Source organism: Mesorhizobium sp. Cs1321R2N1, from assembly GCF_037179725.1.
In the GTDB taxonomy this organism is placed as follows: Bacteria; Pseudomonadota; Alphaproteobacteria; order Rhizobiales; family Rhizobiaceae; genus Mesorhizobium; species Mesorhizobium salmacidum.
The window spans coordinates 1-25,323 of sequence record NZ_JAPYKP010000062.1 but is presented as its reverse complement, the minus strand read 5'-3'; the positions used below and the strand labels follow the sequence as shown (position 1 = coordinate 25,323).

At 64.3% G+C, this 25,323-nt stretch carries 19 protein-coding genes and 1 pseudogene; 9 read left to right on the top strand and 11 right to left on the bottom strand.

What is annotated here, in order from left to right:
• The first annotated feature begins 3 nt into the window (after positions 1–3).
• The 6 genes from O7A61_RS17235 to amaB all read left to right on the top strand — a co-directional run bounded on the left by O7A61_RS17235 (position 4) and on the right by amaB (position 8,019).
• A complete protein-coding gene (locus O7A61_RS17235; protein ID WP_337130830.1) occupies positions 4–2,415 on the top strand; it encodes a circularly permuted type 2 ATP-grasp protein in 2,412 nt (803 codons plus the stop codon).
• A gap of 12 nt (positions 2,416–2,427) precedes the next feature.
• Positions 2,428–3,312, top strand: coding sequence for a transglutaminase family protein (locus tag O7A61_RS17230; RefSeq protein ID WP_337130829.1), 885 nt, complete (start codon positions 2,428–2,430; stop codon positions 3,310–3,312).
• Between the two features lie 147 nt (positions 3,313–3,459).
• Positions 3,460–4,575: a DNA topoisomerase IB gene (locus tag O7A61_RS17225; RefSeq protein ID WP_337130828.1), complete on the top strand. Its 1,116-nt coding sequence runs from the start codon at positions 3,460–3,462 to the stop codon at positions 4,573–4,575.
• Positions 4,576–4,658: 83 nt separating this feature from the next.
• Positions 4,659–5,033, top strand: a complete 375-nt coding sequence (locus O7A61_RS17220) for a YciI family protein (RefSeq protein WP_015315946.1) — start codon at positions 4,659–4,661, stop codon at positions 5,031–5,033.
• Positions 5,030–6,304 (top strand): RNA polymerase sigma factor, encoded by a 1,275-nt coding sequence (locus tag O7A61_RS17215; protein ID WP_337130827.1) that lies wholly within the window; start codon positions 5,030–5,032, stop codon positions 6,302–6,304. The genes O7A61_RS17220 and O7A61_RS17215 overlap by 4 nt, the downstream gene beginning before the upstream one ends.
• A gap of 200 nt (positions 6,305–6,504) precedes the next feature.
• Positions 6,505–8,019 (top strand): L-piperidine-6-carboxylate dehydrogenase, encoded by a 1,515-nt coding sequence (amaB, locus tag O7A61_RS17210; RefSeq protein WP_337130826.1) that lies wholly within the window; start codon positions 6,505–6,507, stop codon positions 8,017–8,019.
• Positions 8,020–8,278: 259 nt separating this feature from the next.
• On the opposite strand, the gene O7A61_RS17205 is transcribed toward amaB, so the two are convergent.
• The 11 genes from O7A61_RS17205 to O7A61_RS17155 all read right to left on the bottom strand — a co-directional run bounded on the left by O7A61_RS17205 (position 8,279) and on the right by O7A61_RS17155 (position 21,922).
• Positions 8,279–9,208 (bottom strand): hypothetical protein, encoded by a 930-nt coding sequence (locus tag O7A61_RS17205; protein WP_337130825.1) that lies wholly within the window; start codon positions 9,206–9,208, stop codon positions 8,279–8,281.
• Positions 9,209–9,546: 338 nt separating this feature from the next.
• Complete coding sequence (locus O7A61_RS17200) at positions 9,547–12,408, bottom strand: nitrate reductase (RefSeq protein ID WP_337130824.1); 2,862 nt, start codon at positions 12,406–12,408, stop codon at positions 9,547–9,549.
• A gap of 3 nt (positions 12,409–12,411) precedes the next feature.
• On the bottom strand, positions 12,412–12,741 hold the full coding sequence (gene nirD / locus O7A61_RS17195; protein ID WP_140504078.1) for a nitrite reductase small subunit NirD: 330 nt from the start codon (positions 12,739–12,741) through the stop codon (positions 12,412–12,414).
• A 5-nt stretch (positions 12,742–12,746) separates the two neighbouring features.
• On the bottom strand, positions 12,747–15,197 hold the full coding sequence (gene nirB / locus O7A61_RS17190; RefSeq protein ID WP_337105968.1) for a nitrite reductase large subunit NirB: 2,451 nt from the start codon (positions 15,195–15,197) through the stop codon (positions 12,747–12,749).
• Positions 15,198–15,217: 20 nt separating this feature from the next.
• Positions 15,218–16,519: an MFS transporter gene (locus O7A61_RS17185; protein ID WP_337130823.1), complete on the bottom strand. Its 1,302-nt coding sequence runs from the start codon at positions 16,517–16,519 to the stop codon at positions 15,218–15,220.
• Positions 16,520–16,583: 64 nt separating this feature from the next.
• Positions 16,584–16,910 (bottom strand): hypothetical protein, encoded by a 327-nt coding sequence (locus O7A61_RS17180; RefSeq protein ID WP_337130822.1) that lies wholly within the window; start codon positions 16,908–16,910, stop codon positions 16,584–16,586.
• 209 nt (positions 16,911–17,119) lie between these two features.
• On the bottom strand, positions 17,120–18,346 hold the full coding sequence (locus tag O7A61_RS17175) for a CmpA/NrtA family ABC transporter substrate-binding protein (protein WP_337130821.1): 1,227 nt from the start codon (positions 18,344–18,346) through the stop codon (positions 17,120–17,122).
• Between the two features lie 2 nt (positions 18,347–18,348).
• Entirely contained in the window at positions 18,349–18,951 is a 603-nt protein-coding gene (locus tag O7A61_RS17170; RefSeq protein ID WP_337130820.1) for an ANTAR domain-containing response regulator, read from the bottom strand.
• 129 nt (positions 18,952–19,080) lie between these two features.
• Positions 19,081–19,392, bottom strand: coding sequence for a hypothetical protein (locus tag O7A61_RS17165; protein ID WP_337130819.1), 312 nt, complete (start codon positions 19,390–19,392; stop codon positions 19,081–19,083).
• 123 nt (positions 19,393–19,515) lie between these two features.
• On the bottom strand, positions 19,516–20,316 hold the full coding sequence (locus O7A61_RS17160; protein ID WP_140504068.1) for an endonuclease/exonuclease/phosphatase family protein: 801 nt from the start codon (positions 20,314–20,316) through the stop codon (positions 19,516–19,518).
• Positions 20,317–20,458: 142 nt separating this feature from the next.
• Positions 20,459–21,922, bottom strand: coding sequence for a phospholipase D-like domain-containing protein (locus O7A61_RS17155; RefSeq protein ID WP_337130818.1), 1,464 nt, complete (start codon positions 21,920–21,922; stop codon positions 20,459–20,461).
• Positions 21,923–22,244: 322 nt separating this feature from the next.
• Between O7A61_RS17155 and O7A61_RS17150 the strand changes: the two genes are divergently transcribed.
• The 3 genes and pseudogenes from O7A61_RS17150 to O7A61_RS17140 all read left to right on the top strand — a co-directional run.
• On the top strand, positions 22,245–22,433 hold the full coding sequence (locus O7A61_RS17150) for a hypothetical protein (RefSeq protein ID WP_337130817.1): 189 nt from the start codon (positions 22,245–22,247) through the stop codon (positions 22,431–22,433).
• 563 nt (positions 22,434–22,996) lie between these two features.
• Positions 22,997–23,515, top strand: a complete 519-nt coding sequence (locus O7A61_RS17145) for an AraC family transcriptional regulator (protein WP_337130816.1) — start codon at positions 22,997–22,999, stop codon at positions 23,513–23,515.
• A 196-nt stretch (positions 23,516–23,711) separates the two neighbouring features.
• Positions 23,712–25,323, top strand: a pseudogene (locus tag O7A61_RS17140) (calcium-binding protein); the annotation flags it as partial.

Below are 25,323 nucleotides of genomic sequence, written 5' to 3'. Positions count from 1 at the left end.
CATATGGCAAAGGGGAATCACAAAAAGGTACGCGGCAAGCCGCAGGCCCATAGCCTGCTGGAGCACTACCAGCCGATTGACGGCATCGTCGACGAGATGGTCGACGCGTCGGGCAATCCCCGCCCGGTCTGGAAGGATTTTGTCGAAGCGCTGGACGAACTCGGGGCCGAAAAGCTCGGCCAGCGCTTCGCCCGCGCCGACCAGTATCTGCGCGATGCGGGTGTTTACTACCGCGTCTATGACAAGGCGGGCGCCAACGAGCGCGAATGGCCGCTGGCGCATATTCCCGTGCTCATCGAGGACAGCGAGTGGCAGGCAATCAGCGCCGGCCTGGTGCAGCGCGCCGACCTGCTCGAGGAAATTGTCGCCGACATCCATGGACAGAACCGACTGGTCGAAAAAGGCATCCTGCCGGCAGGGCTGATCGCGGCGAGCCCTGAATATTTGCGGCCCGTGGTCGGCACCAGGCCGGCCGGAGGGCATTTCCTGCACTTCTGCGCCTTCGAGCTCGGCCGCGGGCCCGATGGCCGCTGGTGGGTGCTTGGCGACCGCACCCAGGCGCCTTCGGGCGCCGGCTTCGCGCTGGAGAACCGGGTCGCCACCACGCGCGCTTTGTCCGACATCTATGGCGAGATGCATGTGCACAGGCTCGCCGGCTTCTTCCGTCGCTTCCGCGATGCGCTGATCGGAATGGCAAAGGAGAGCGACGGCCGCGTCGCCATCCTGACGCCGGGGCCGCTCAACGAAACCTACTATGAACACGCCTATATCGCCCGCTACCTCGGCATCATGCTGCTCGAAGGCGAGGATCTGACTGTTTCCGGCGGCAGGCTCATGGTGCGCACCGTGTCGGGCCTGATGCCGATCAGCGTGCTGTGGCGGCGGCTCGATGCCGCCTTTGCCGATCCTCTCGAGCTGCGTCCGGATTCGCAGATCGGCACGCCGGGCCTGGTCGAAGCGATCCGGCAAGGTACGGTGTCCACCGTCAATGCGCTGGGATCGGGCCTGATGGAGACGCGTGCGCTGCTTGCGTTCCTGCCCAAGATCGCGCGCGAATTGTGGGGCGAGGAGCTGCTTTTGCCCAGTGTGGCGACATGGTGGTGCGGGCAGGGGACGGAGCGCGCCCATGTCCTCGCCAATATCGACCGCATGGTGGTCGGCCCGGCGCTGTCGACAAGACTTGCCTTCGAGGATGACGGACAGACAAAGCTCGGCTCGGCGCTGTCGGTCGGGGAACGGGCGGAACTGGTGGCGCGCATCGAACGCGATGGCGAGGCCTTCGTCGGCCAGGAAGCGGTGACGCTTTCGACGACACCCGTCTATGTCGGCGGCTGGCTGGAGCCCCGGCCGGCGAGCTTGCGCGTCTATCTGGCGCGCACGCCAGAAGGATGGACGGTGATGCCCGGCGGTTTCGCCCGCGTCGGCCTGTCGCTCGACCCGACGGCGATCGCCATGCAGCGCGGCGGCCAGGCGGCTGATGTCTGGGTGGTCAGCGACAGACCAGTCGGGCGCGAGACGCTGCTGCCGCAGGAGGGCGACAGCTTCAACCGCACCAGGCCGGGCAGCCTGCCCAGCCGCGCGGCGGAAAACCTGACCTGGCTCGGCCGCTACATCGAACGCTCGGAAGACACCGTGCGCATCCTGCGCGCCTATCATGTGCGGCTCGCCGAAACTTCCGATCCCGACATGCCTCTGCTGGCAGATATCAGGGACTATCTCGAGCCGTTCGGCATCGATGTCGAAACGGCGATCCCGCCAGGGCTGATCGGCATGCTCGACAGCGCTGTCTACAGCGCCGGCCAGATCCGCGATCGTTTCTCGCCGGATGGCTGGCTGGCGCTCAAGGATTTGTCGAAGACGATCCATCGGTTCGCCACCACCGTGGCGCCCGGCGACGACGCGACGCGGGCCATGACCGTCATTCTGCGCAAGCTTGCCGGATTCTCCGGCCTGCTGCACGAGAACATGTACCGTTTCGCCGGCTGGCGCTTCCTCGAGATCGGCCGGCGGCTGGAACGTGGCATCCAGATCGCCGGCACGCTGGCCCGACTGACCGGCAGCAAGGCGCCGGATGGCGCGCTGGACATGATGCTGGAGATCGGCGACAGCGTCATGACCCATCGCCGGCAATATCCGGTGCAGGCCGGCCGGCGCACGGTGGTCGATCTCCTGGCGCTCGATCCGCTCAATCCACGCTCCATCCTGTTCCAGCTGGAAAGGCTGAAGACCGAGATAGGGCTGCTGCCGGCGACCGGCGGCGAGGGGCACATGTCGGCGGCGGCCAAGGAGATCCTGCAGCTCAATACCGCCATCGCCATCAAGGAGCCGGCTGACATGACGACGAAGGCGCTGAACGAACTCGCCAGCGAAATCGGCGGCCTCTACTACAGCCTCGCCAAAGCCTATTTCGGCTAGAAAGCAATGGCCATGCTGTACGACATCCGGCTTCTGCTCCATTACGACTACGCCGCTGCTGCCGGCGGCGGCCGGCATCAGGTGCGGGTGCTGCCGCCGACCATTGGCGGCGTGCAGCGCGTCATCGCCGCTTCGCTGTCCTTTGAACCGGCACCCAATGAACGATCCGACTTTACCGATTTTTTCGGCAACAACGTTACCTCGATCGCGTTTCGCGACGCGCATGAAGCGCTCGACATAAGGATGAGCGCGCGCGTTTCGGTGTCGCGGCCCGAGCCTGGGCTCGACGTGTCGCCGGATATCGGCCAACTCAGGCAGGAGCTGGCGGCCGTGCGGTCGCTGGCGCCGGCGTCACCGCATCACTTCCTGGTGGCAAGCGGTCACGCCGGCATGGATGCGGCGATCACCGCCTATGCGCAAGACAGCATCGGTGGCTCGACCGCCGGAACGGCGATGAGCCTCTGCAAGCGCATCCACCATGATTTCACGTATGATGGCGAAGCGACCACGGTGCGGACCCTGGCCAGCGATGCCTTTCGGCTGAAGCGGGGCGTCTGCCAGGATTTCTCGCACATCATGATCGCCGGGCTGCGCGGACTCGGCATTCCGGCCGGCTATGTCAGCGGCTTCCTGCGCACCATTCCGCCCAAGGGAAAGCCGCGGCTGGAAGGTGCGGATGCCATGCATGCCTGGGTCAAGGTCTGGTGCGGGCGTGATGCCGGCTGGCAGGAGTTCGATCCGACCAACGGCATGCGGGCTTCCAACGACCATATCACCGTCGGTTACGGGCGCGACTATTCGGATGTGGCGCCGATCGTCGGCGTGCTGAAGACGACCGGCGGACAGGTCGGGGAGCAGGCTGTCGACGTCATCCCGGTGGTGCTCGAAAAGGCGTAAAAACAGGGCCGCCGCCGGCTGTCCTTTCCGCCGACACAGATGCAGCGCATTGCCTCGCCGACGCCACCGGATCGTGCTTTCCGGACGGGGTGTGGAACCAGCAGTCTGCCCGCAACTTATCTACGGGACATTTTGCGTGGAGCCGTCATGCTGCAGAGAACCGGATCGTCGCGTAGCCGAATGGCTGACGGTGGTACCGTACCCAAGAATCGAGCACAGAGTTCCGCCCGGGATACCGCGCTGACCTATGTCAGCGATGCCGAGCCCGGCATCCGCCGGCTGAAGGCTGGCAAGGGATTTGCTTACAAGAGACCGGACGGGAGAGCGGTCTCCGATGCCGACAGGGCGCGTATCGCGGCCATTGTCATTCCGCCGGCCTGGACCGATGTCTGGATTTCGCCCGATCCGAATGGGCATATCCAGGCGACCGGGAGGGATCAGCGGGGGCGCAAGCAGTATCGCTATCACCCGCAATGGGCCGAGGAGCGCGACGGTGTCAAATATTCGAGCCTCGTCGCTTTCGCCGAAAGCCTGCCGGACCTTCGGCGCAGAATCGACAGCGACTTGCGCCGTCACGGCCTGCCACTCGAACGCGTCGTCGCAGCGGTGGTCTGGCTGCTCGACAACACGATGATCCGCGTCGGCAACGCCGCCTATGCACGCGATAACAAGAGCTTCGGCCTGACGACGTTGCGCGATCGGCATGTCGACATCAAGGGATCGAGCCTGCGCTTCGCCTTCAAGGGAAAGTCCGGCAAGGAATGGAGATTGAAGCTGGTCGACCGCCGCATCGCCGGGATCGTGCGGGGCGCGCAGGACCTGCCGGGCCAGAAACTGTTTCAATATCTCGACGAGGGGGACGACAGACGCCCGGTCCGCTCCGACGATGTCAACCGCTACATCCGGGACGCCGCCGGCGACGCGTTCAGTTCGAAGCATTTCCGCACATGGGGCGGCACCATCCATGCCGCGTCGCTGTTTGCACAGACGGAACTGCCTGAAAGCCAGGCTCAGCGAAAGCGGGTGATGAACAACATCATCGACAAAGTGGCCGAACGGCTGGGCAATACGCGCGCGGTCTGCCGCAAATGCTATATCCACCCGCAGGTCTTCGAGGCCTGGAGCGAAGGACGGCTGCTTACCGAAATGGCGGAAGCCAACAAGCGCAAGCGATCCATAGACGGTCTCGATGAGGAGGAAGCGCTTGTGCTGAGATGGTTGCAGACGCAGGAGAGTCGATCGGAGGCAATCAGCGGCCGCTGAATCCGCGGCGTCTCGATTTTTTTATCGACGCCATGTCGGGATCGGCCCTACTGTTTCGTCCTTTGCTACAGAAAGGACCCTCCATGCTCTATGCCATCCTCTGCTACGCCTCCGAAGATGTCGTCTGCTCCTGGAGCAAGGAACAGGACGACAAGGTCATGGCCGACCTGCTCGGTGTTCAGGAGAAGTATGCCAACGCCGGCCGGCTTGGGCCCGTGGCGCGGCTTTTGCCGACGACTGCGGCAACGACGCTGCGGAAAGTGAAAGGCGAATCGCTGGTCATCGACGGACCGTTCGCCGAAACCAAGGAACAGTTCCTCGGCTTCTATACGCTCGATTGCGCTGACCTCGACGAGGCCGTCGAATTCGCCCGCGAGCTTTCCGAGGTCAACCCGAGCGGCGGTTCCTATGAGATCCGGCCGGTATCGGTGTTCCATCCAACCAGGGTTCCAGCATGACCGAACTTGCCTGGATAAGCTCCGCGATCAGCGCTGCCCGCCCGCAGGCGATGGGCGCACTGCTGCGCTATTTCCGCGATCTCGATACCGCGGAGGAAGCTTTCCAGGACGCTTGTCTCAAGGCGCTGAAGAACTGGCCGCAGAACGGGCCGCCACGCGATCCGGCGGCCTGGCTGATCTTCGTCGGCCGCAACAGCGGCATCGACGCGGTCCGCAAGCGCGCCAAGCAAGCGCCGATGCCGGAGGAAGACCAGATATCCGATCTGGAAGACGCCGAGAGCGATATCGCGGAGCGGCTGGACGGCGCGCATTACCGCGACGACATCCTGCGGCTGCTGTTCATCTGCTGTCACCCTGATTTGCCCGCAACACAGCAGATCGCAGTGGCGCTGCGCGTCGTCTCCGGCCTCGCCGTCAAGCAGATCGCGCGCGCCTTCCTGGTCGGCGAGAGCGCGATGGAGCAGCGCATCACCCGCGCCAAGGCGCGCATCGCGGACGCCGGCGTGCCGTTCGAGACGCCAGGCGCGGTCGAGCGCTCCGAGCGGCTCGCGGCGGTCGCGTCCATGGTCTACCTGATCTTCAACGAGGGCTATTCGACCAACAGCGGCGAGGCGCCGGCCCGCGCGCCGCTGTGCGAGGAGGCGATCCGGCTCGCCCGGCTGCTGCTCAGATTGTTCCAGACCGAGCCGGAGATCATGGGGCTGACGGCCCTGCTTCTGCTGCAGCACGCACGCGCACCGGCTCGTTTCGATGCCGATGGCGAGATCGTGCTGCTCGAGGACCAGGATCGAAGCCTGTGGAGCCGCAAGATGATCGACGAAGGGCTGGCGCTGGTCGACAAGGCCCTGCGCCACCGCAAGCCCGGCCCTTACCAGGTGCAGGCGGCGATAGCGGCGCTCCACGCGCGGGCCGAGAAGGCCGAGGACACGGATTGGGTGGAGATCGACCTGCTCTACGGCCTGCTCGAACAGATGCAGCCGTCGCCGGTCATCACGCTCAACCGTGCGGTCGCGGTGGCCAAGGTGCGCGGACCGGAAGCGGCGCTGGCGATGATCGAGCCGCTCGAACAGAGACTGTCCGGCTATTTCCATTTCTTCGGCCTCAAGGGCGGGCTCTTGATGCAACTCGACCGGGGCGAGGAGGCACGCATTGCCTTCGACCGCGCCATTGCGCTCGCCAACACGGCGGCAGAAGCAGCCCATATCCGCATGCATATCGACCGTCTGATCAAGGACGGCGCCGTGCGCGCGCCGGCGAAAAAGGCAAACTGAGCGCCCTCTGCCAGTTCTGCTCCAAGGGTCGTCTGGCTCAATCGTGCAGCCTGGGCTTGGACCATGCCGGGGTGGCGATTTTCCCCTGAAACAGGTAATGGCACGCCATGATAGCCCCTTCCAGCCGCAACGGCGCGGGAAGGCATGGCGCAAGACGTTGACCCACGCCACACGAGCGGCGGGATCTGAAAGGGACAAAAATGACGATAGCGAAGGAAACGGCCGAGCTTCTGGCGAAACTGGGCGTGGCCAAGGAGGCGCTTGTCGGCGGCGACCTGATCGTGCGCAGCCCGGTGACGGGTGAGCAGATCGCGGCGCTGAAGACGATCTCGCCGGCCGACGCGGCAAAGACTATTGATGACGCCCACCAGGCATTCCAGTCCTGGCGGCTGGTGCCGGGTCCCAAGCGTGGCGAATTGGTTCGGCTGCTGGGCGAAGAACTGCGCGCGCACAAGACCGAGCTGGGCCGGCTGGTGTCGATCGAGGTTGGCAAGATCCCCTCCGAAGGGCTCGGCGAAGTGCAGGAAATGATCGACATCTGCGATTTCGCCGTCGGTCTGTCCCGGCAATTGTACGGTCTGACCATCGCCACCGAGCGTCCCGGCCACCGTATGATGGAAACTTGGCATCCGCTCGGCGTCGTCGGTGTCATCTCGGCTTTCAACTTCCCGGTCGCCGTGTGGTCGTGGAACGCAGCGCTCGCACTGGTCTGCGGCGATGCCGTGGTATGGAAACCTTCCGAGAAGACGCCGCTGACGGCGCTTGCCTGCGAAGCGATCTTCAAGCGTGCGGTCAAGCGTTTCGGCGCGGACGCACCGCAAGGCCTGGCGCCGGTGCTGATCGGCGACCGCGCCGTCGGCGAGATCCTGGTCGATCATCCGAAGGTGCCGCTGGTTTCGGCCACCGGCTCGACCCGCATGGGCCGGGATGTCGGTCCGCGCCTGGCCAAGCGTTTTGCACGAGCGGTGCTGGAACTGGGCGGCAACAATGCCGGCATCGTGTGCCCGACGGCCGATCTCGACATGGCGCTGCGCGCCATCGCCTTCGGGGCCATGGGCACGGCTGGCCAGCGCTGCACGACGCTGCGCCGCCTGTTCGTCCATGACAGCGTCTACGACGCCTTGGTGCCGCGGCTGAAGAAGGCCTATCAGAGCGTTTCGGTCGGCAATCCGCTGCAGACCTCGTCGCTGGTCGGGCCGTTGATCGACAAGGCAGCGTTCGATGCCATGCAGAAGGCCCTGAGCGAAGCGACCGCCCATGGCGGCAAGGTGACCGGCGGGACACGGGTCGAGAATGGCCATCCGGATGCCTATTATGTCCATCCGGCGCTGGTCGAAATGCCAAAGCAGGTTTCGCCAGTGACGGAAGAAACCTTTGCGCCGATCCTCTATGTGATGAAGTATTCGGATTTCGACGCCGTGCTTGACGAGCACAATGCGGTCGGCGCCGGCTTGTCGTCATCGATCTTCACTCGCGATCTCCAGGAATCCGAGCGGTTCCTCGGTGTCGATGGTTCGGATTGCGGCATCGCCAATGTCAATATCGGCACCTCAGGCGCCGAAATCGGCGGTGCCTTCGGCGGCGAAAAGGAAACCGGCGGCGGCCGCGAGAGCGGCTCCGATGCATGGAAGGCCTATATGCGCCGCGCCACCAACACGGTGAACTATTCCAAGGCGCTGCCGCTGGCCCAAGGCGTCTCGTTCGACATCGATTGAGAACGCCGCCCGCAGTCGGTGTCGATCAAGCTCGCCGAGCATCAATCGACACAGGTGAAGGGTGTACATGCGGCTGTCACGCTGGACAGCTTCTGACGCCTGTCCAGCGTCGGCTTTTCGTGACTGGGCGCCGGCCGAGCCAGCCGACGCTGCCGAGGTCCTTGGCCTCGCGCAGCCACGCAAACACGGAACCGGTCAATCCACCTGTTCTGGCGCAATTCCGGACGGAAAACATTTTACACTTTTCCTGGAATGGCTCTCATGCGCGGCGCTGCTCAGCCGTCGCCTGCGATGCCGGAAAACAGGCCTTGAAGGCGGTGTCGACGACGGCCAGCTTGGCGGCCTGGACGGTCATGTATTCCTCGTAGAATCCGTGCGACACCCACATCACCGAATGGCCGCGCTGACCAAGCCAGCCAATGCTGCCGAGTTCCTCCGCCGTGCGCAGTTTGCGGCCGAGATGGGTCCGCGACAGCTTGAGCCATTTGGCGAAGTCACCGATCGAAACCACGCCGGTCGGAATCCGCTCCAGGCCGGCGTGGTCGGGGTCGATGCCCGACATCAGCCAGTCCATGACGATACCGCCATTGTTGAGCCAGATGAACAGGGAAAAGGTCTGGTTGGGTTCGCGCACCGGCTTGGACGCCAGCAGGCCGTCAGCCACCAGCGGCTGCAGCGTGGCAAGCATCTCGGGCCGCTCCAGGAATCTGGCTAGCCGGTCGCCGCCGTCGATGTGGTCGAGCGTGCGCAGATGGGCTGTTACCCAGCCGGTGAATCGCTCGATGGTGGCCGCTGTCGGCTGCAGGGGATGCGTGCGGCCGTCGCCGCCCGTCACATACTCGGCTATGTTGTAGTGCAGCATCTCCTTGATGAAGGCGTCCGCCGTGTTGCGGCTGGCCACCGCGTTCTTGTGCACGACCTCGATGAAACGCGATACGGTCAGCTCCTTGCGGCGGTCATTCGGGTCTCGCCTGAAGTGCATGGCAAGGCCGACATGACCCAAAAGCCAGCGCTGCTGAGTGGCAAAGATGGAAGCCAGGCGCGGGCTTTCCTCGTAGATGCGGATCAGGGACTGCGACTGTTCCTGAACGTAGCGGTGCAAGGCCGGATGGCCGGCTATGTCTTCCAGATTCAGCGCTGATCTCCCGATGCTTTGAATCAACTCGGATGGCGAGGTTGCGTTCCCCATTTTTCAGTGTTCAACACGCGTGTCCAGACGTACCAATTGCGGAGGACAGCGCCAGCCGAGCCACAGATCCACGGCGACGGTTACATGGCGCATTTCGCCAACTGCTTGCTATGGCTTGGAAAACACCTCCCAACAATCGCCGGCCGAACGGTGGGATCAGCCACGTGAGCGGCGTCACGCGGCGGTCGCCCGCAGGGGCATTTCCGGTTGCTGGTCCATGGCGGCGTCTTTCATCCCATCAACCCATATGGCCGAATCCCCGCGAAGTCGAATTACTGCTGGACAGGTTCGATCCCAACTTCCGGCCGGAGTTCAGCCCTGGCGGGGTCATGTCGCTTTCACTCGGCGGCCTGAATCCGATTGGCCGCGATGATCGCGCGGATCTCGGACCGGCAGGAGCCACAATTGGTGCCTGCCTTCAGCGTGGCACCGATGGCGTCCACGGTGGTGCAGCCAGCGGCCACGGCAGCCGTGATCTGGTTGACCCCGACGTTGAAACAGGAACAGACGGTCGCGCCGGCATCGGGCCGTCCGGCACCGGCGCGACCGGCAACGATCCTGAAGCGCTGACGCTGGCTGGCGTGGACCTCCCCGAGCTGCTCGGCCGCCCAGCCGCGCGACACCGCGACCGGACCGGGCGCGATAAACAAGGCACCCGTCAGATGCTCGCCATCGAAGGCGGCGATGCGGTGTTGGCCGGCCTCGCGGTCGTGATAGGCGAGAACTTCGGCATCCACGGTGTCGAAGAGCGAACCGGCGAAGGCCGTCCAGTCGACATCGTCACTGGCAAAGGCAAGCTCGACCCGCCAGCCGCCCCGGCATCTGGCTACCGCCCAGTAGTCGGCGGCCATCGTCGCGGGTCTTTTGCGTGTCACGGCAAAGCCGAAGGTCCTGGCGGTGAATTTCTCGATGCTGGCCCCGACATGCTTCAACGCCGGCTGGCCTGACACCGGATCGGTGAGCGATGCGGTGAGCGTGTCGAGCCGGGCCCTGGCGGCGAATTGGTCCGTCCAGTGCATCGGCGCGAACAGGCTGCCCTGGCGCTGGCGCGTGGTCACAAGCGCGCGGACCAGCACCTCGCCGCGAGGGGTCGAGACGCGTGCGATGTCGGCATCGCCAATGCCGTGGCGTTGCGCATCCACTGGGTGGATTTCGACAAAGGGCTCGGCGATGTGCTGGGACAGGCGCGGGCTTTTGCCCGTACGCGTCATGGTGTGCCAGTGGTCGCGGATGCGGCCGGTGTTGAGGATGAGCGGGAAGTCGGAGGTGATGCGGGTTTCGACGGTTGGGCGGATGGCGATGAAGCGTGCCTTGCGGTCGGGCGTGTAGAAGTTGCCGTTGGCAAAGAAGCGGGTGGATTGGTGCCCGGTGGTGCCGCCCGCTTGTGGCGGATGTCGAGCTTGAACACCCCCCTCTGGCCTGCCGACCATCTCCCCCGCAAGGGGGGAGATTAGCTGCTTTGGCGCCGGCGCCTGTCTAGCAACGTTGAAGATTGGCGAAGGCCGCGACAATATCCGATCTCCCCCCCTGCGGGGGAGATGGCCGGCAGGCCAGAGGGGGGTGCCTGGGCTCGACGCTGGCCACTGGAAGGGCGCTAGCGCGTCGTAGTCTTCTCTATCGACACCAGCATACGCGCCAATGTCGAAATCGCGCGCGCCGTCATTCTCGAACCCCGACAAGGCAGCGTGCTCGGCGAAGATCTCCGCCGGCGTCTCATGCGCAAATGCCTCGTCAAAGCCCATGCGCCGCGCCACCTCGGCAATGATCCACCAGTCGGGCCGCGCCTCGCCGGGGACCGGCAAGAACGCGCGCTGGCGCGAGATGCGGCGCTCGGAATTGGTGACGGTGCCGTCCTTCTCGCCCCAGGCCGTCGCCGGCAGCCGGACATGGGCATGGCGGACCGTGTCGGTCTCGGCCAGCACGTCCGACACCACGACGAAGGGACAGGCCTTGATCGCCGCTTCGACGGCGCCTGCACCCGGCATCGAATCGACCGGGTTGGTGGCCATGATCCACAGCGCCTTGATGCGTCCGTCGGCAACCGCCTTGAACATATCGACCGCCTTGAGGCCCGGTTTCCCTGCAATCGCCGGCGCATTCCAGAAGCGCTGCACGCGTTCGCGATGCTCGGGGTTTTCGATCTCCATATGGGCGGCGAGCATGTTGGCCATGCCGCCGACCTCGCGGCCCCCCATGGCGTTGGGCTGGCCAGTGACAGAGAACGGCCCGGCGCCCGGTTTTCCGATACGGCCAGTGGCGAGATGGCAGTTGATGATCGCATTGACCTTGTCGGTGCCCTGGGACGACTGGTTGACGCCCTGACTGTAGACGGTGACGGTCTTTTCCGTCCTGGCGAACAGGCTGTAGAAACTTCCAAGTTCCTCTTCGCTGAGCCCCGTGGCGGCAGCGACGCCGGCAAGGTCGAGCGCCGAGGCGGCGAACAGCGCTTGTCCAAAGCCGGACGTATGCGCCGTGATATAGGCACGATCGAGCGCATTATGCTGGCCGAGCCAGGCGAGCAGGCCGGTGAACAGGGCGACGTCGCCATCCGGCGCGATCGCCAGATGCATGTCGGCGATGTCGGATGTCATGGTGCGGCGCGGATCGACCAGCACCACCTTCATATCAGGTCGCTTTTCGCGGGCCGCCGCGATGCGCTGATAAAGCACCGGATGGCACCAGGCGAGGTTGGAGCCGACCAGCACGATGAGATCGGAGAGTTCCAGATCCTCGTAGGTTCCCGGCACGGTGTCCGAACCAAACGCGCGGCGGTGGCCGGCGACCGAGGACGCCATGCAGAGACGCGAATTTGTGTCGATGTTGGCCGAACCGACAAAACCCTTCATCAGTTTGTTGGCGAGGTAGTAATCCTCGGTCAGCAACTGGCCGGAGACGTAGAAGGCGACCGCGTCGGGACCATGTTCGGCAATGGTTTGGGAGAAGGTCGAAGCGACGAGGTCGAGCGCCTCGTCCCAAGAGGAGCCGTGGTCGTGGATTTGCGGATGGAGCAGCCGGCTGTCGAGGCCGGTGGTCTCGGCGAGCGCGGAGCCCTTCGAGCAGAGCCGGCCGAAATTCGCCGGATGATCGGGGTCGCCACGGACGGACACCTGCCCGTCCGCGGCGACCTTTGCCAGTACGCCGCAGCCCACCCCGCAATAGGGGCAGGTGGTCCTCACCTCGCGTGCTTCGTCAATCTCCATGGTTCAGGCCGCGCGGCTGGCCAGCGCTTCCAGCGCGATGAACAGGCGCTCGCCTTCCCGCTTCACGGGAATCGTGCGCACGGCGCCCTCGTCGGCGCCAAGCGCCTTGCCCGTCTCCAGCGAGATCACCCAATTGTGCAGAGGACACGTCACGGCCGCGCCATGGACGATGCCCTGGCTCAGCGGTCCGCCTTTGTGCGGGCAGTGGTCCTCGATGGCGAAGACCTCGTCGTCCGCCGTGCGAAAGACGGCGATCTTGCCTTGAGGTGTGGCGACACAGCGCGCGCCGCGCCGGGGAATATCGGAGATGGTGCCGATCGCGATCCAGTTCATGATTGTCACTCCGCCGCCTGCGCAAACCCGACCGAGGCCATGGGCCGGAACTCGTGCTTGTCCTTGCCGGAGACGCGCTCGGACCACGGATCGACCTGGGCGAATTTCTGCGAAAAGACAAAGCGCTCGTAGTAGGCCTGGCGCTTCTCGCCGTCGTCCATGATCTGGCGCTTGACCTCGGCTATGCCGATGCGCTTGGCCCATTTGTAGATACGTTCGAGATAGCGGCCCTGCTCGCGATACATCTGCGTCAGCGCCACGATGTGCTGCAGCGCTTCGTCTTCGGTCCTGACCAGGCCGAGCACTTCCGTGCCCTTGATATCGAGACCGGCGGCCCCGGCGAAGTGGATCTCGTAACCACTGTCGACGCAGATCACGCCGACATCCTTGCAGGTCGCCTCGGCACAGTTGCGCGGACAACCCGACACCGCCATCTTGACCTTGGCGGGGGTCCACGAACCCCACATGAATTTCTCGATGCGGATGCCGAGCCCAGTCGAATCCTGCGTGCCGAAGCGGCACCAGTCGGAGCCGACGCAGGTCTTCACCGTGCGCAGCCCTTTGGCATAGGCATGGCCCGAGACGAAGCCGGCCTGGCCGAGATCGGCCCACACCGCCGGCAGGTCCTCCTTGCGGATGCCCAGCATGTCGATGCGCTGGCCGCCGGTGACCTTGACCATCGGGATCTCGAACTTGTCGACGACGTCGGCGATGGCGCGCAGTTCGGCCGCATTGGTCACGCCGCCCCACATGCGCGGCACCACCGAATAGGTGCCATCCTTCTGGATGTTGGCGTGGACGCGCTCGTTGATGAAACGCGACTGGTAGTCGTCGGCATACTCGTCCGGCCAGTCGCAGACGAGATAGTAGTTGAGTGCCGGCCGGCATTTGGCGCAGCCGCAGGAGGTCTTCCACTCCAGTTCCTGCATGACCGCCGGAATGGTCTTCAGGTGCTTGGCCTTGATCAGCCGGCGTACTTCGTCATGGCCGAACGTGGTGCAGGAACACATAGGCTGCACCGCGGCCGGGTTGTAGGTGTCGCCGAGGGTCAGCACCATCAGCTTTTCGACCAGCCCTGTGCAGGAGCCGCAGGAGGCCGACGCCTTGGTGTGGGCGCGCACGTCATCGAGCGAAGTGAGGCCCTTGCCCGTGATCGCGCCCGTGATCTTGCCCTTGCAGACGCCGTTGCAGCCGCAGATTTCCGCATCATCCGGCAAGGCTGCAACGGCCGCCATAGGGTCCAGCGGGGCACCCCCCTGGTAGGACTGGCCGAAGATCAACGTATCGCGCATTTGCGATATGTCGGTCTGTTTCTTCTTCAGGTCGTTGAACCAGGCGCCGTCAGCCGTCTCGCCATAAAGCACGGTGCCGATGATGCGATCATCCCTGAGCACCAGGCGTTTATAGACGCCGGCGGAAGCGTCGCGCAGCACGATCTCCTGGCGGTCGTCGCCATCGGCGAAGTCGCCGAGCGAAAAGAGGTCGATGCCGGTGACCTTGAGCTTGGTCGGTGTGTCCATGTGGACGAAGGCGGCGGTCTCGTCGCCGGCAAGCTGATGAGCGGCAACACGCGCCATCTCGTAGAGCGGCGCCACCAGCCCGTAGACCGTGCCGCCCACCTCGGCGCACTCGCCGAGCGCGAAGATGTCGGGGTCGTTGCTGCGCATCCCGGCATCGACGACGATGCCGCGGTTGACGGCGATGCCTGCATCCTTGGCCAGCGCCGCATTCGGCCTGATGCCGACCGCCATCACCACCAGGGTCGCCGGGATGATTGTGCCGTCGGCGAGTTCCACCTGCTCGACCTTGCCATTGCCTGTGATCGCCTGGGTATTGGCCTTGGTGATGACCTTGATGCCGCGTTGTTCGACGGCGCGCTGCAGGAGATAGCCGGCGGCCGGATCGAGCTGGCGCTCCATCAGCGTCGGCATGACATGGAGCACGGTGACATCCATGCCTTGCGAATTCAGCCCGGCCGCGGCCTCGAGCCCGAGCAGGCCGCCGCCGATGACCACGGCCTTGGCGCGCGACTGGGCGGCAAGCATCATCGCGCGGACGTCATCCAGATCGCGATAGGTCAGCACGCCCGGCAGGTTGTGGCCCGGCACCGGGATGATGAACGGCACAGAGCCGGTGGCGATGACGAGCTTGTCGTAGGGCTCGGTCACGCCGTGGTCGGAGGTGACGGTCTTCGCTTGGCGGTCGATGGCTACGATCTTGTGGCCCTTGTAGAGGGTGATGCCGTGCTTGATGTACCAGCCGTCGCCATGGATGATGATTTCCTCATAGGCCTTTTCGCCTGACAGCACGGGCGACAGCATGATGCGATCATAGTTCACGCGCGGCTCGGCGTTGAAGATGGTGACGGCGTAGCGGCCCGGCGCCTGTTCCAGCAGATGCTCCAGCATGCGCCCGGGGGCCATGCCGTTGCCGATGATGACGAGTTTTTCGGTCATGTGCTTACTCCGCTCCCGTGTCACTCTGCGGCGTAGGAAAGGTCTGGAGCTTCGGCGGCTGTCGCGCGCTCCATGCGCCGGATGGAAAAGTGCATCCAGGCAAAGCAGGTGACGACGATCAGGAAGAGCAGCATGAAGCAGCTCGACCAGACGCCGGTGAGGTCGTTGAGCGCGCCAAAGGCGATCGGCAGGATAAAGCCACCGAGACCGCCGATCATGCCCACCACGCCACCAACCGCGCCGACACTCTGTGGATAATAGGCGGGAATGTGTTTGTAGACGGCGGCCTTGCCCAGGCTCATGAAGAAGCCGAGCACGCTGGCAACGGCAATGAAGGCGAGCGGGCCGATCTCGAAATGGAAGGCGATCGGCCCGCTGATGCCGCGCACGACGTAGTCTGCCGAGGGGAGAGACAGAATAAAGGTCGCGACGGCACTGACCGCGAAAGTCCAATAGAGCACGGTGCGGGCGCCGATCCGGTCGGAGAGCACGCCGCCATAAGCGCGGAAGACACTTGCGGGAATTGAATAGGCCGCGCCGATCATGCCGGCCGCCTCGAGCCCAAAGCCGTAGACGCCGATCAGATAGCGCGGCAGCCACAGCGACAGCGCCACGAACGCACCGAAGGCGAAGAAATAGTAGAAGGCGAAGCGCCAGACCTGCAGGTTCTTGAGCGGCGCGAATTCCTGCCAGAAGCTTCTCTTGGGTGTCGCCTTGCCCGCACGGCGCTCACGAATGACCGGGTCATCGCCGGTGGTGAACCAGAAGACGACAGCCATGACGACGAGTGCCGCCGCCCAGATCAGCGCAACCGACTGCCACCCCCAGGAAAGAAGCACGAACGGCGCCAGGAACTTGGTGACCGCGGCCCCGACATTGCCGGCGCCGAAGATGCCGAGGGCCGTACCCTGCTTGTCGGCGGGGAAGAAGCGCGAGACATAGGACACGCCGACGGCGAAGGAGCCGCCGGCTAGCCCGACGCCGAGCGCGGCGACCAGCATCTGTGCGTAGGTGTGCGCAAAAGCCAGCAGGAAGGTCGCGATTGCCGCCGCAAGCATGGTCGCGGTGTAGACCAGCCGACCGCCAAAGCGGTCGGTCCAGACGCCGAGCACCATGCGCACGAGGGAACCGGTGAGGATCGGCGTGCCGACGAGCAGGCCGAACTCCGTCTCATTCAGCCCGAGATCCTGCTTGATGCGCACGCCGATGATCGAAAAGATCGTCCACACCGCGAAGCAGACGGTGAAGGCGATGGTGGACATTACGAGCGCCTGCCGGGGAGCAGTGTCCTGGCTGGGCGCGGCTGGGAGATTTGCGGTCATGTCAGGCTCCGGTTTGCGGCATCGCCGCGCTCGTTCTTGGGTGGTGAATGCGGTGCGGCATAGGTCAGCGCGAAGAGGCCGCGCCTTGCGCGATCACTTGCGGAGCCTTGCCCTCTGGTTTGGTGCCGGTGGGAAACAGCAGGAGCGCCACGGTGAACAGCACCGCGGTCATCGCGCTGCTCACCAGAAAATCGCGGCGGGTGAAATCCTTGAGGGATGTTGTTCCGATCCGTTTCGTCATCGTCGTCTCCGGTTGGGCGCCTTGGGAACGGCGCTCCGTTGATTGCGTGTTCGGGTCCAAAACAAAAAAGCCGCCGACCAGGCCCTCGCGTCCGTACATCTGGGATCGCGCGTAGACCTGAGCGGCAGCTTTGCCTGTGGCGCCCGCCATTGGACGCCTGTTCGATTGCCCGAGAAGGGCTCGTTTATTTCTATGCAGGAACCGTGCCAGTTTCTGTACGGGCCGGAATGTCTAACGAAATCAGTTGGATCGCCGACTCATGGTTCGGTCGCCCCAGCAACGGACAAGGTCAAACATTGACCAATCGGTCGATGGATCGCATAAATTTTGTGCAATGCACAAGAATGGCGCGCGAATGATCAGCGGCGCGACTGGCCCGCAATATAGGCGTCGATCTCGTCGGGATCGAAGATCTGGCCGTCGAAGAAGCCGTCCGGGCCGAGCGCCAGGCTTGCGCCCGCCGAGCCCACCGGCGTCGCCACCTTCAGCGCGCCCTCGACCTTGGCATTGGCGCCGGGCAGCGCGACGCCGAGCGGCTTCAGCGCCGAGCGGTACAGGTCGGGCCGGTAGCAATCGCGGGCGATGGCAAGGTTTTCCGGCGTGTGCGCGACATGCCCCCAGCGGACCATCTGCGTGTAGAACCACAGCGCATGGCTTTTCCAGGGGAAGTTGGCCGCCTTGTCGAACGGCACGAAGAAGTCGTCGATGTTCAGTTCCGCCCCGCCGCCCAGCCGGAGACGGCCAGTCAGGATCGGCATCTGGACGGCCGGCGGCAGGCCAAGGAAGCCACGTTGCGCCATCACCGCGGCCAATTCGTCGCGGTTCGCGGGATCCTGGCACCAGCGCGCCGAGTGATGCAGTGCGCGCAAGAGCGCCGCCAGCGCCTCGGGGCTCTGTTCGGCCCAAGCCTTGCGCACGCCAATCACCTTCTCGGGGCTGTTGCGCCAGAGCAGCGCCTTGACGGTGACGATATGGCCGGTGCCGGCCGCCACGGCGGCGCTGTTCCAGGGTTCGCCGACGCAATAGCCGTCGATGCGGCCGGCTGCCAGCGCGTCGGCCATGAAGGGCGGCGGCACGATGACGATCTCGATTTCGCGCGAGGGATCGATGCCGCAGGCGGCAAGCCAGTAGCGCAGTTCGTAATTGTGCCCGGAATGCGGATGCACGACGGCAAAGCGCAGTGGGTCGCGGCCGGCGGCCGCCCGCTCGCGGATGAACGCGCCAAGGGCCGCGCCGGCGCGAGCCGGATCGAGATCGGGTACGGCGCCGTGCGCCGCCATGCCGGCCCAGACGGCGTTGGAGATGGTGACGCAGTTGCCGCCAAGCCCCAGCGAAAAGGGCACGATGGTCTCGGAGGCAAGGGGGGTGAGGCCAAGATTGCAGGCAAGCGGCATCGGCCCGAGCATGTGCGCGAGGTCGAAATGGCCGATGGCGATGCGGTCGCGGATGTTGGCCCAGGAGGTCTCGCGGTGCAGGGTGAGATCGATGCCTTCGCGCGCGGCAAAGCCCAGTTCGCCGGCCGCGACCAGGACCGCGCTATCGAAAAGTGGCATGAAGCCGGCGGTGATCTGGTGCTCGGCGCCCATGTCTATTCGTCCTCCGGCGGTCCGAGAAGCCCGGCGGCAGTCACCAGGCTCTGGGCGATATCGCTGATCTTGCGGTTCTGGTTCATCGCCGTCTTGCGCAGCAGCGTGTAGGCGGCCTCTTCGGTCAGGCCGCGCGACTTCATCAGGATGCCTTTGGCGCGGTCGATCACCTTGCGGCTCTCGAGCTCGCTGCGCGCCTCTTCCAGTTCGCGCGCCATGCGCGAGAAAGCGTTGAAGCGGCTCACCGCCATGTCGAGGATCGGCTTGACGCGCTCCTGCCTCAATCCGTCGACGACATAGGCCGAAACGCCGGCATCGACCGCCGCCTCGATCGAGGCCTGGTCGGAACGGTCGACGAACATGGCGATCGGCCGCTTCACCGCACGCGACAGCTGGAACATGTTTTCCAGCATGTCGCGGTTGGGGTTTTCCAGGTCGATGACGATGACGTCGGGCTCGATCTCGGCGATGCGGCGCGCAATGCCGCTGACGTCATGGATAACGGTGACCCGCTCATGGCCCGCCTCGCGCAAGCCGGCCTCGATTATCGAAGCGCGGATGCGGTTTTCGTCGATCACCAGGACGGCGAGGGAAGTTCGGATCATGCCCGCATTGTGGGCATGCTCGGGAATTTGTGCAATGCGGCAATAGCCGCATCCGTGGAAAGGCGACGGCCGTCAACGGCTATCCTTGGCGGCAATCCGCCAAGGATAGGATCAGGAGACGGAGCGGCCTCAGCCGCAGACGCGAACGTCCTCGACCACCCTGTGATGGTGGCGCCAATGCACGATCGTTTCCGTGTGGCAGCGGTGGTGCCGGCGGTGCCAGCGGTAGCCGCCATTGTCGTACTGAGCGTTCTGGTCGCCATCATACTCGTTGTCATAACGGCGCACATGATGACGGCGAACGACAATCCCGGAATCGTCATCCGAGGAATATTGGTTGCCATCGTCGGACTGGATCGTCACACTTGCGGCTTGCGTTGGCGCAATGACCGAAGCCGTCGCGGCAAACGCCAATAGGGAAGCTAAAATCACCTTCTTCACGTTTCGTCCTCCTGCGGGTTAGCTGACATCAACTCGCGACAGGACGGGCTTGTTCCAGGCTGCATACCACACGCTTTCCAACGCGGTGGACATCAAGACGTGACCGACGCGCGGAAAAAATCGCTACAAGTGGACGAAGGCGGTCAGCGGCAGATGGTCGGAGGCCACGCGCGACAGCGGCGTGTCATGCGCTTCGACGGCCGCGATGATGCCGTGCCGGTTGGCCATGATCCGATCGAGCGCCAGCAGCGGCAGGTTGGACGGGAAGGTGGGGACCGCCGGCGGCTGCGGGCCGAAGGTCGCGTGCAGCGTGTTCAGCGCGGAGCGGTTTCCGAGCCGCCATTCGTTCAAATCGCCGAGCAGGAGCGTCGGCTTCTCGTCGGGGCTGTTCATGAGATCGAGCACGACCTGGGCCTGCTGCGAGCGGGAGCGGCGCAGCAATCCGAGATGGGCCGCGATGATGCGCAATGACTGATTGCCGTCGAAATCGATCTCGGCCACCACGGCGCCGCGTGGTTCGAGACCCGGAAGCCTGATCTGATGCACGTCGCGAACGACGCCCCTTTTGAACAGCAGGACATTGCCGTGCCAGCCATGGCCTTTGCCCGTTGCGGAAATGGGCACCGGCACGAGCCCGGTTTCCAGTTCGAGGCGGTGCAGGTCGAGAAGCCCGACACGGTCGCCGAAACGATTGTCGGCCTCCTGCAGGGCGATGACGTCGGGGGCGATCTCGCGGATGACGCGGCTGGTGCGGTCGGGATCGAACTTGCGGTCGACGCCGATGCATTTGTGGACGTTGTAGGAGGCGACCAGCGTCCCGGTGACGCCGTCCTTCTTCGGCGACAAGGCGTTGGCCTTGCGCATCCGCCTGTCGCGAATGGACAGGAGCATGCTGGCCGGCAGGCTGCGCCCGCTCATTCGCATAACCCGCCCATCATCCCTACGGTTCTCACCATGCACCTAGAAATAGAGTCTTTCGGCCGATGTTCCATCGTTGGCGGCATGCTACCGGGCAAACACGTCGTTTTGTTAAAGATAGGATTTTTCTCGGAGATAATGGTTTTTTCTAGAGATAGGGCGAACCCAGCCAGAGGATGCGGTCGAACAGGCGGATGATGAAGGGACGCGCCCGCAAGGAGGCCAGCGTGACCGGGACGGCCGTTTCGATCGCCGTTTCGATCCGGGTCTCGATCTCGGTGGCGAAGCCTGCGTCGAGGACCTCCAGGTCGATCTCGAAGTTGAGCCGCAGCGAGCGGGCATCGAGGTTGGAGGACCCGACATAGGCCCACACGCCGTCGATCGAAAGCAGCTTGGAATGGTCGAAGGGTCCTTCCGTGCGCCATATGCGGCAATAATTCTTCAGGATCTGGTCGAATTGCGCGGTCATGGCGCGGTCGACAAGGAAGAGGTTGTTCACCGCCGGCACCACGACATCGATCTCGACACCACGCCTGGCCGCGGTGACCAGGGCACTGATCAGTTCCCGGTCCGGCAGGAAATAGGGCGACATCAGGCGTATCGACTTGCGCGCCACCGAGAAGGCGCCGATCAGCAGTTTGTGGTTGGTTTCGTTGCTGGCATCCGGCCCGGATGCGACCGCACGCACCAGCATCGGCTGGCCGGCGGGCGGTGAAACCGGTGTGATCCGCCAGGCATCGCCCTTCAACGCCTCCTTGGTGGCGAAGCGCCAGTCTTCCGCGGCGACCGAGAAGAGATCGGCGACGACGGGTCCGGTGACCTGGAAATGCGTGTCCCTGGCGCTGTTCGATCCGGCGAACTCCGACGAAAAACCCTTGCGGATGTTCATGCCGCCGGTAAAGGCAACCGTGCCGTCGATCACCAGGATCTTGCGGTGGGTCCGCAGGTTGGCATAGGGCAGGCGCAGGCCCATGACGATGTTGCCGTTGAAGACATCGGCCGTGATGTTGGCGCGGCGCAGATGTCCCAGGATGCTGGGGACGGAGTAGCGGGCGCCGACGGCATCGATCAGCACACGCACGGTGACGCCGCGCCGGACAGCGCCGGCCAACGCCTTGACGAAAAGCAGGCCGACGCCGTCATTGTCGAAAATATAGGTCTCCAGCAGGACGCTGCGCTCCGCCCCGTCGATCGCCGCGTACATTGCGGGGTAGGCCTCGTCGCCGCTCTCCAGCACGTCGATTGCATTTCCCGGGTTGAGCGCGCGCCGCGCCACCCTGTCGCCCAGCGTCCTCAGGCCGGTGAACCGCTGTCCATAGCGCTCGACGATCAACGCCTGTTCGGCGGCGACGTCGCGCTCATGCTTGGCCGACACGAGGCCTTCGGCGAGCGGGCGCTGCGCGCTGATGGTGGCGCGGCGAATGCGGTTGATGCCGGCCACAGCATAGATCAGTACGCCGAGGATCGGCGACAGCACCATGATGCCGACCCAGCCGGTGGCGGCGCGGACGTCCTCCTTGGTCATGACGGCATGGGCAATGCCGATGGTCGCCATCACCACCGAGATGATCGCCAGTATTTGGGTCCAGTGAATCACCAGGGTCTCGAACATTGCCGGGACTATCCAGCGAGCGCCCGCGGAAGGCAATGCGGCCGGCGATATCCACATCCGACCATTGGCCGCGCGGCGTTACCGGGTTGTGTCTACGGATGCAAGAACGGCTGGCGCTCGGTTATTTGAGCAAGCAAACCAGGACGCTGAAAGCGGCCTCCACCCCTGACCCCGGGGAAGCATAAAGCCGTTGTGATCCGGCGTCGTGCCGTGCTGTTTTAGTCCTGCAGGGCTTCCTGTACTTTGGTGCCGCATCCGTTGTATATCAGAGGGAACAAAATTGCCGATGTAACACTTCGGCTGAAGGCGAGGGGGGCGCCGGATGATGACTTTCAACTTCGAAGGGCCGGGCGACGGCGATGTGTCGGCCGATTGCCAGGACCAGTTGCTGCCTCTCATCAACGGAATCGTCCAGGCGGCGGTGGTTGCCGGCTGGAACCGGGACGAGGTTCTTCTGGCTGTCGTGGAACTCGCCTGGGATCTGTACGAGAACCGGCGGGGTGATCTTTAGCAGCGGGCAGCCAATTACCGGCTCCTCACGGTGGCGTTCGGCCTCTATCCGTGGTTGATGGGAATACAGAATCGCGTGACCGGTCGTGTTATGACCGATCGGCGAAACTCCCGTATAACGAGGACCTCGCTCCAAGCGACAATGAAAGGCTCGTCAACTCCGTCTGCCGTTCATTTTTCTATCTTTTCTCGAATAAAGATTTTTCTTTGCGCGTGGGAGTTCTTCCCAAGTCAATGTGCGTGCGTTACGCTGTCTCGGGTCGGGGAAAGGGGATTTGAGGCGGCATCGAGACGGCTGAGGCAGCGTGAATGAAAAATGCGGACGAGGCTCGGGAAAGCGGCGTTTCCCGGGGCATCGATCGGGAGCCGACAACTCGATTGGACAACATTCCTGAAAGTGCCGGTCCGCGAAGGGCCGTGCAAGGGAGCGTGATCTATTCCGTCCGCGGGCCCGGCTCGCGGACATTCCTGGCTAGGGAACACTCTGTAAGGATCGTGCTTGCGCCCATGCGGTCTGCGCATTGTTCGCCGTCGGGACGGAGCGCCCCATGAACGGGCCCGGCGATGCAGGTCCGCTTCGATCAATCACGAATTATTTTCCGGGGGAACGGGGAAGGAAGCCTCGGGTTGAACTTCATCCGGGACCTATCAGGAGGCCGAAGAATGCCGGGCGATGAGGATTTCCCCGGGTCGGTTTCCCGAATCAATTCGGCCCGGCAGCCGGAGTTCAACGCAAAGGGCGGGCTTTCTCCTCGCGGCGCACGCAAGGTGCAGGATTTTCTGCGCGAGAACTTCACGCGCAAGCTGGCGCTTGCGGAGATGGCAGCGGTCTGCGGGCTTTCGCCCTCCCACTTCGTGCGGGCGTTCGCCAGGACGTTCGGCGTGCCGCCGCACCAATATGTTCTCGACCTGCGGCTGGACCTTGCCGAAAGGCTGCTTGCCGACAGCCGCATGACGATCGCCGACATCGCGCATTCCTGCGGATTTTCAAGCCAGAGCCATTTTACCACCATGCTGAAGAAATACCGGCAGGTGACACCACTGCAGGCGCGAATAGGCAAGCTTAACGCCAAGGTTAGATGAGGCGCCGCTCACGACATTGTTTGATTACTTGGTTTCAAAGCAGTGGCTAAGGTAACGAGCTGTTAACCTCGCCGAGTTGCTCGGCTCTTTTCTCACAAGACAGCAATATCATGAAATACCGCAACCAGGAATCATGTCTTCCTGTCGTGGATTGGAATTGTCAGACGATTCCATGCCGGCCAGCGGAGAGGGCACCATGACCGACACCAAGATTTCGAGCGGCTCGCTTCTTGTGCAGCGTCGCGCGGCGCATTTCGCCGGGCATTGGATCGCGGGGGCCGATCTGGGCTCGCGCTCGGTTCGCCGGCGCCTGATGGCGGTATTGCGCATGGCGTCTCGCGTGCTCGGCATGCGCCGCCGGGGACATGGGCTTGGCATGCTAGGCAACGGCAGGGTTCTGGCAGCGGCGCTGGGTGCGATGGCATTGGGCGGCACCGCCACGCCGGCATTGGCACAGTTCGTCGGCGGCGGCGGCACGGCCAACGGCGTGCGCGGTATCGCGATTGGATCTGGAGCGGTGCAAAACGGCGCCGATTCCATTGCCGAGGGCACCAATGCCAGCGCGGGCAGTCAGAATGCCGTCGCGATCGGCTTTGGAACGATCGCCTCCGCGATAAACTCCATCTATCTTGGCTCGCGCACCGCCCCCGGGACAGGCGTCACCGCTCAGAGCGCCATCGGCATTGGCACGGATGTCACCGCTTCGCAGGTCGACGCCATCGCGATAGGACGTTCATCCGTTGGGTCGGCACAGTACTCGGTGGCTCTCGGCCTGAACGCGAAGGCCACGGGCACGGGCGGCGCGATGGCGCTGGGCCAGGGCACGATCTCAAACAACGTCAATACGGTCGCGCTGGGCGTCCAAGCCCAGGCCATCAATGCCGGCGCCAATGCCTTGGGTACGTTCTCCATTGCTTCGGGAGGGAACTCCACCGCCGTCGGCACCAGCTCCTGGGCCAGCGGCGCAAATGCGTTTGCTGGCGGATGGGCGTCCGTCGCCAGTGGGGACAGTGCCACTGCCCTCGGCAAGTCAGCCACTGCATCGGCAATTAACTCGGTCGCCGTCGGCTCCAGCACCGTTGCGTCGGGAGCCTTCGGGGTCGCCATGGGTAACCAGGCACAGACGCTCGCTGGTGGCGGTGCCGTTGCGATAGGTTCGGGCGCAACCGTTGCCGCCACCGGGACGTCGAGCGTCGCGCTCGGCAATAATGCGAACGCCGGTGGTGTTTTATCGGTTGCCACAGGCGCCGGTGCCAACGCCAGCGGCGACAATTCGACTGCCACAGGACGCCAGGCCGCCGCTAGCGGCACAAATGCCTCCGCGTATGGATCTGGAACGGTTGCGGCAGGAGACAATTCTCTCGCCGCCGGCGTCAGCGCCAACGCCGCCGGAAGCGCCAGCACCGCTCTGGGCATCGGGACCGTAGCGAGCGCCGACAATTCCACTGCCGTCGGACGTGAATCCCGCGCCACCGGACTCAACAGTACCGCGCTCGGCCGCGGCGCCCAAAGCAGCGCCCTGAACTCCATCTCTCTCGGCGCTGGGACGAGGGCATCCGGAATAGGCGCCGTCTATGTCGGCTCAAGCACTTTTGCAACGAGCGCCAGTGGAAACAACGCCATCGGCATCGGCACGGACGTGACGGCATCTGACGACGACGCCATTGCAATGGGGCGCGACAGCCAGGCGACGGCAACCAACGCCGTCGCGGTGGGTCTACAGTCCGCCGCGCTCTCCGCCGATTCCGTCGCCATCGGCACGGGCGCGACCGCCGATGGCGGCAAGGCCGTGGCTATCGGCGCTGGCA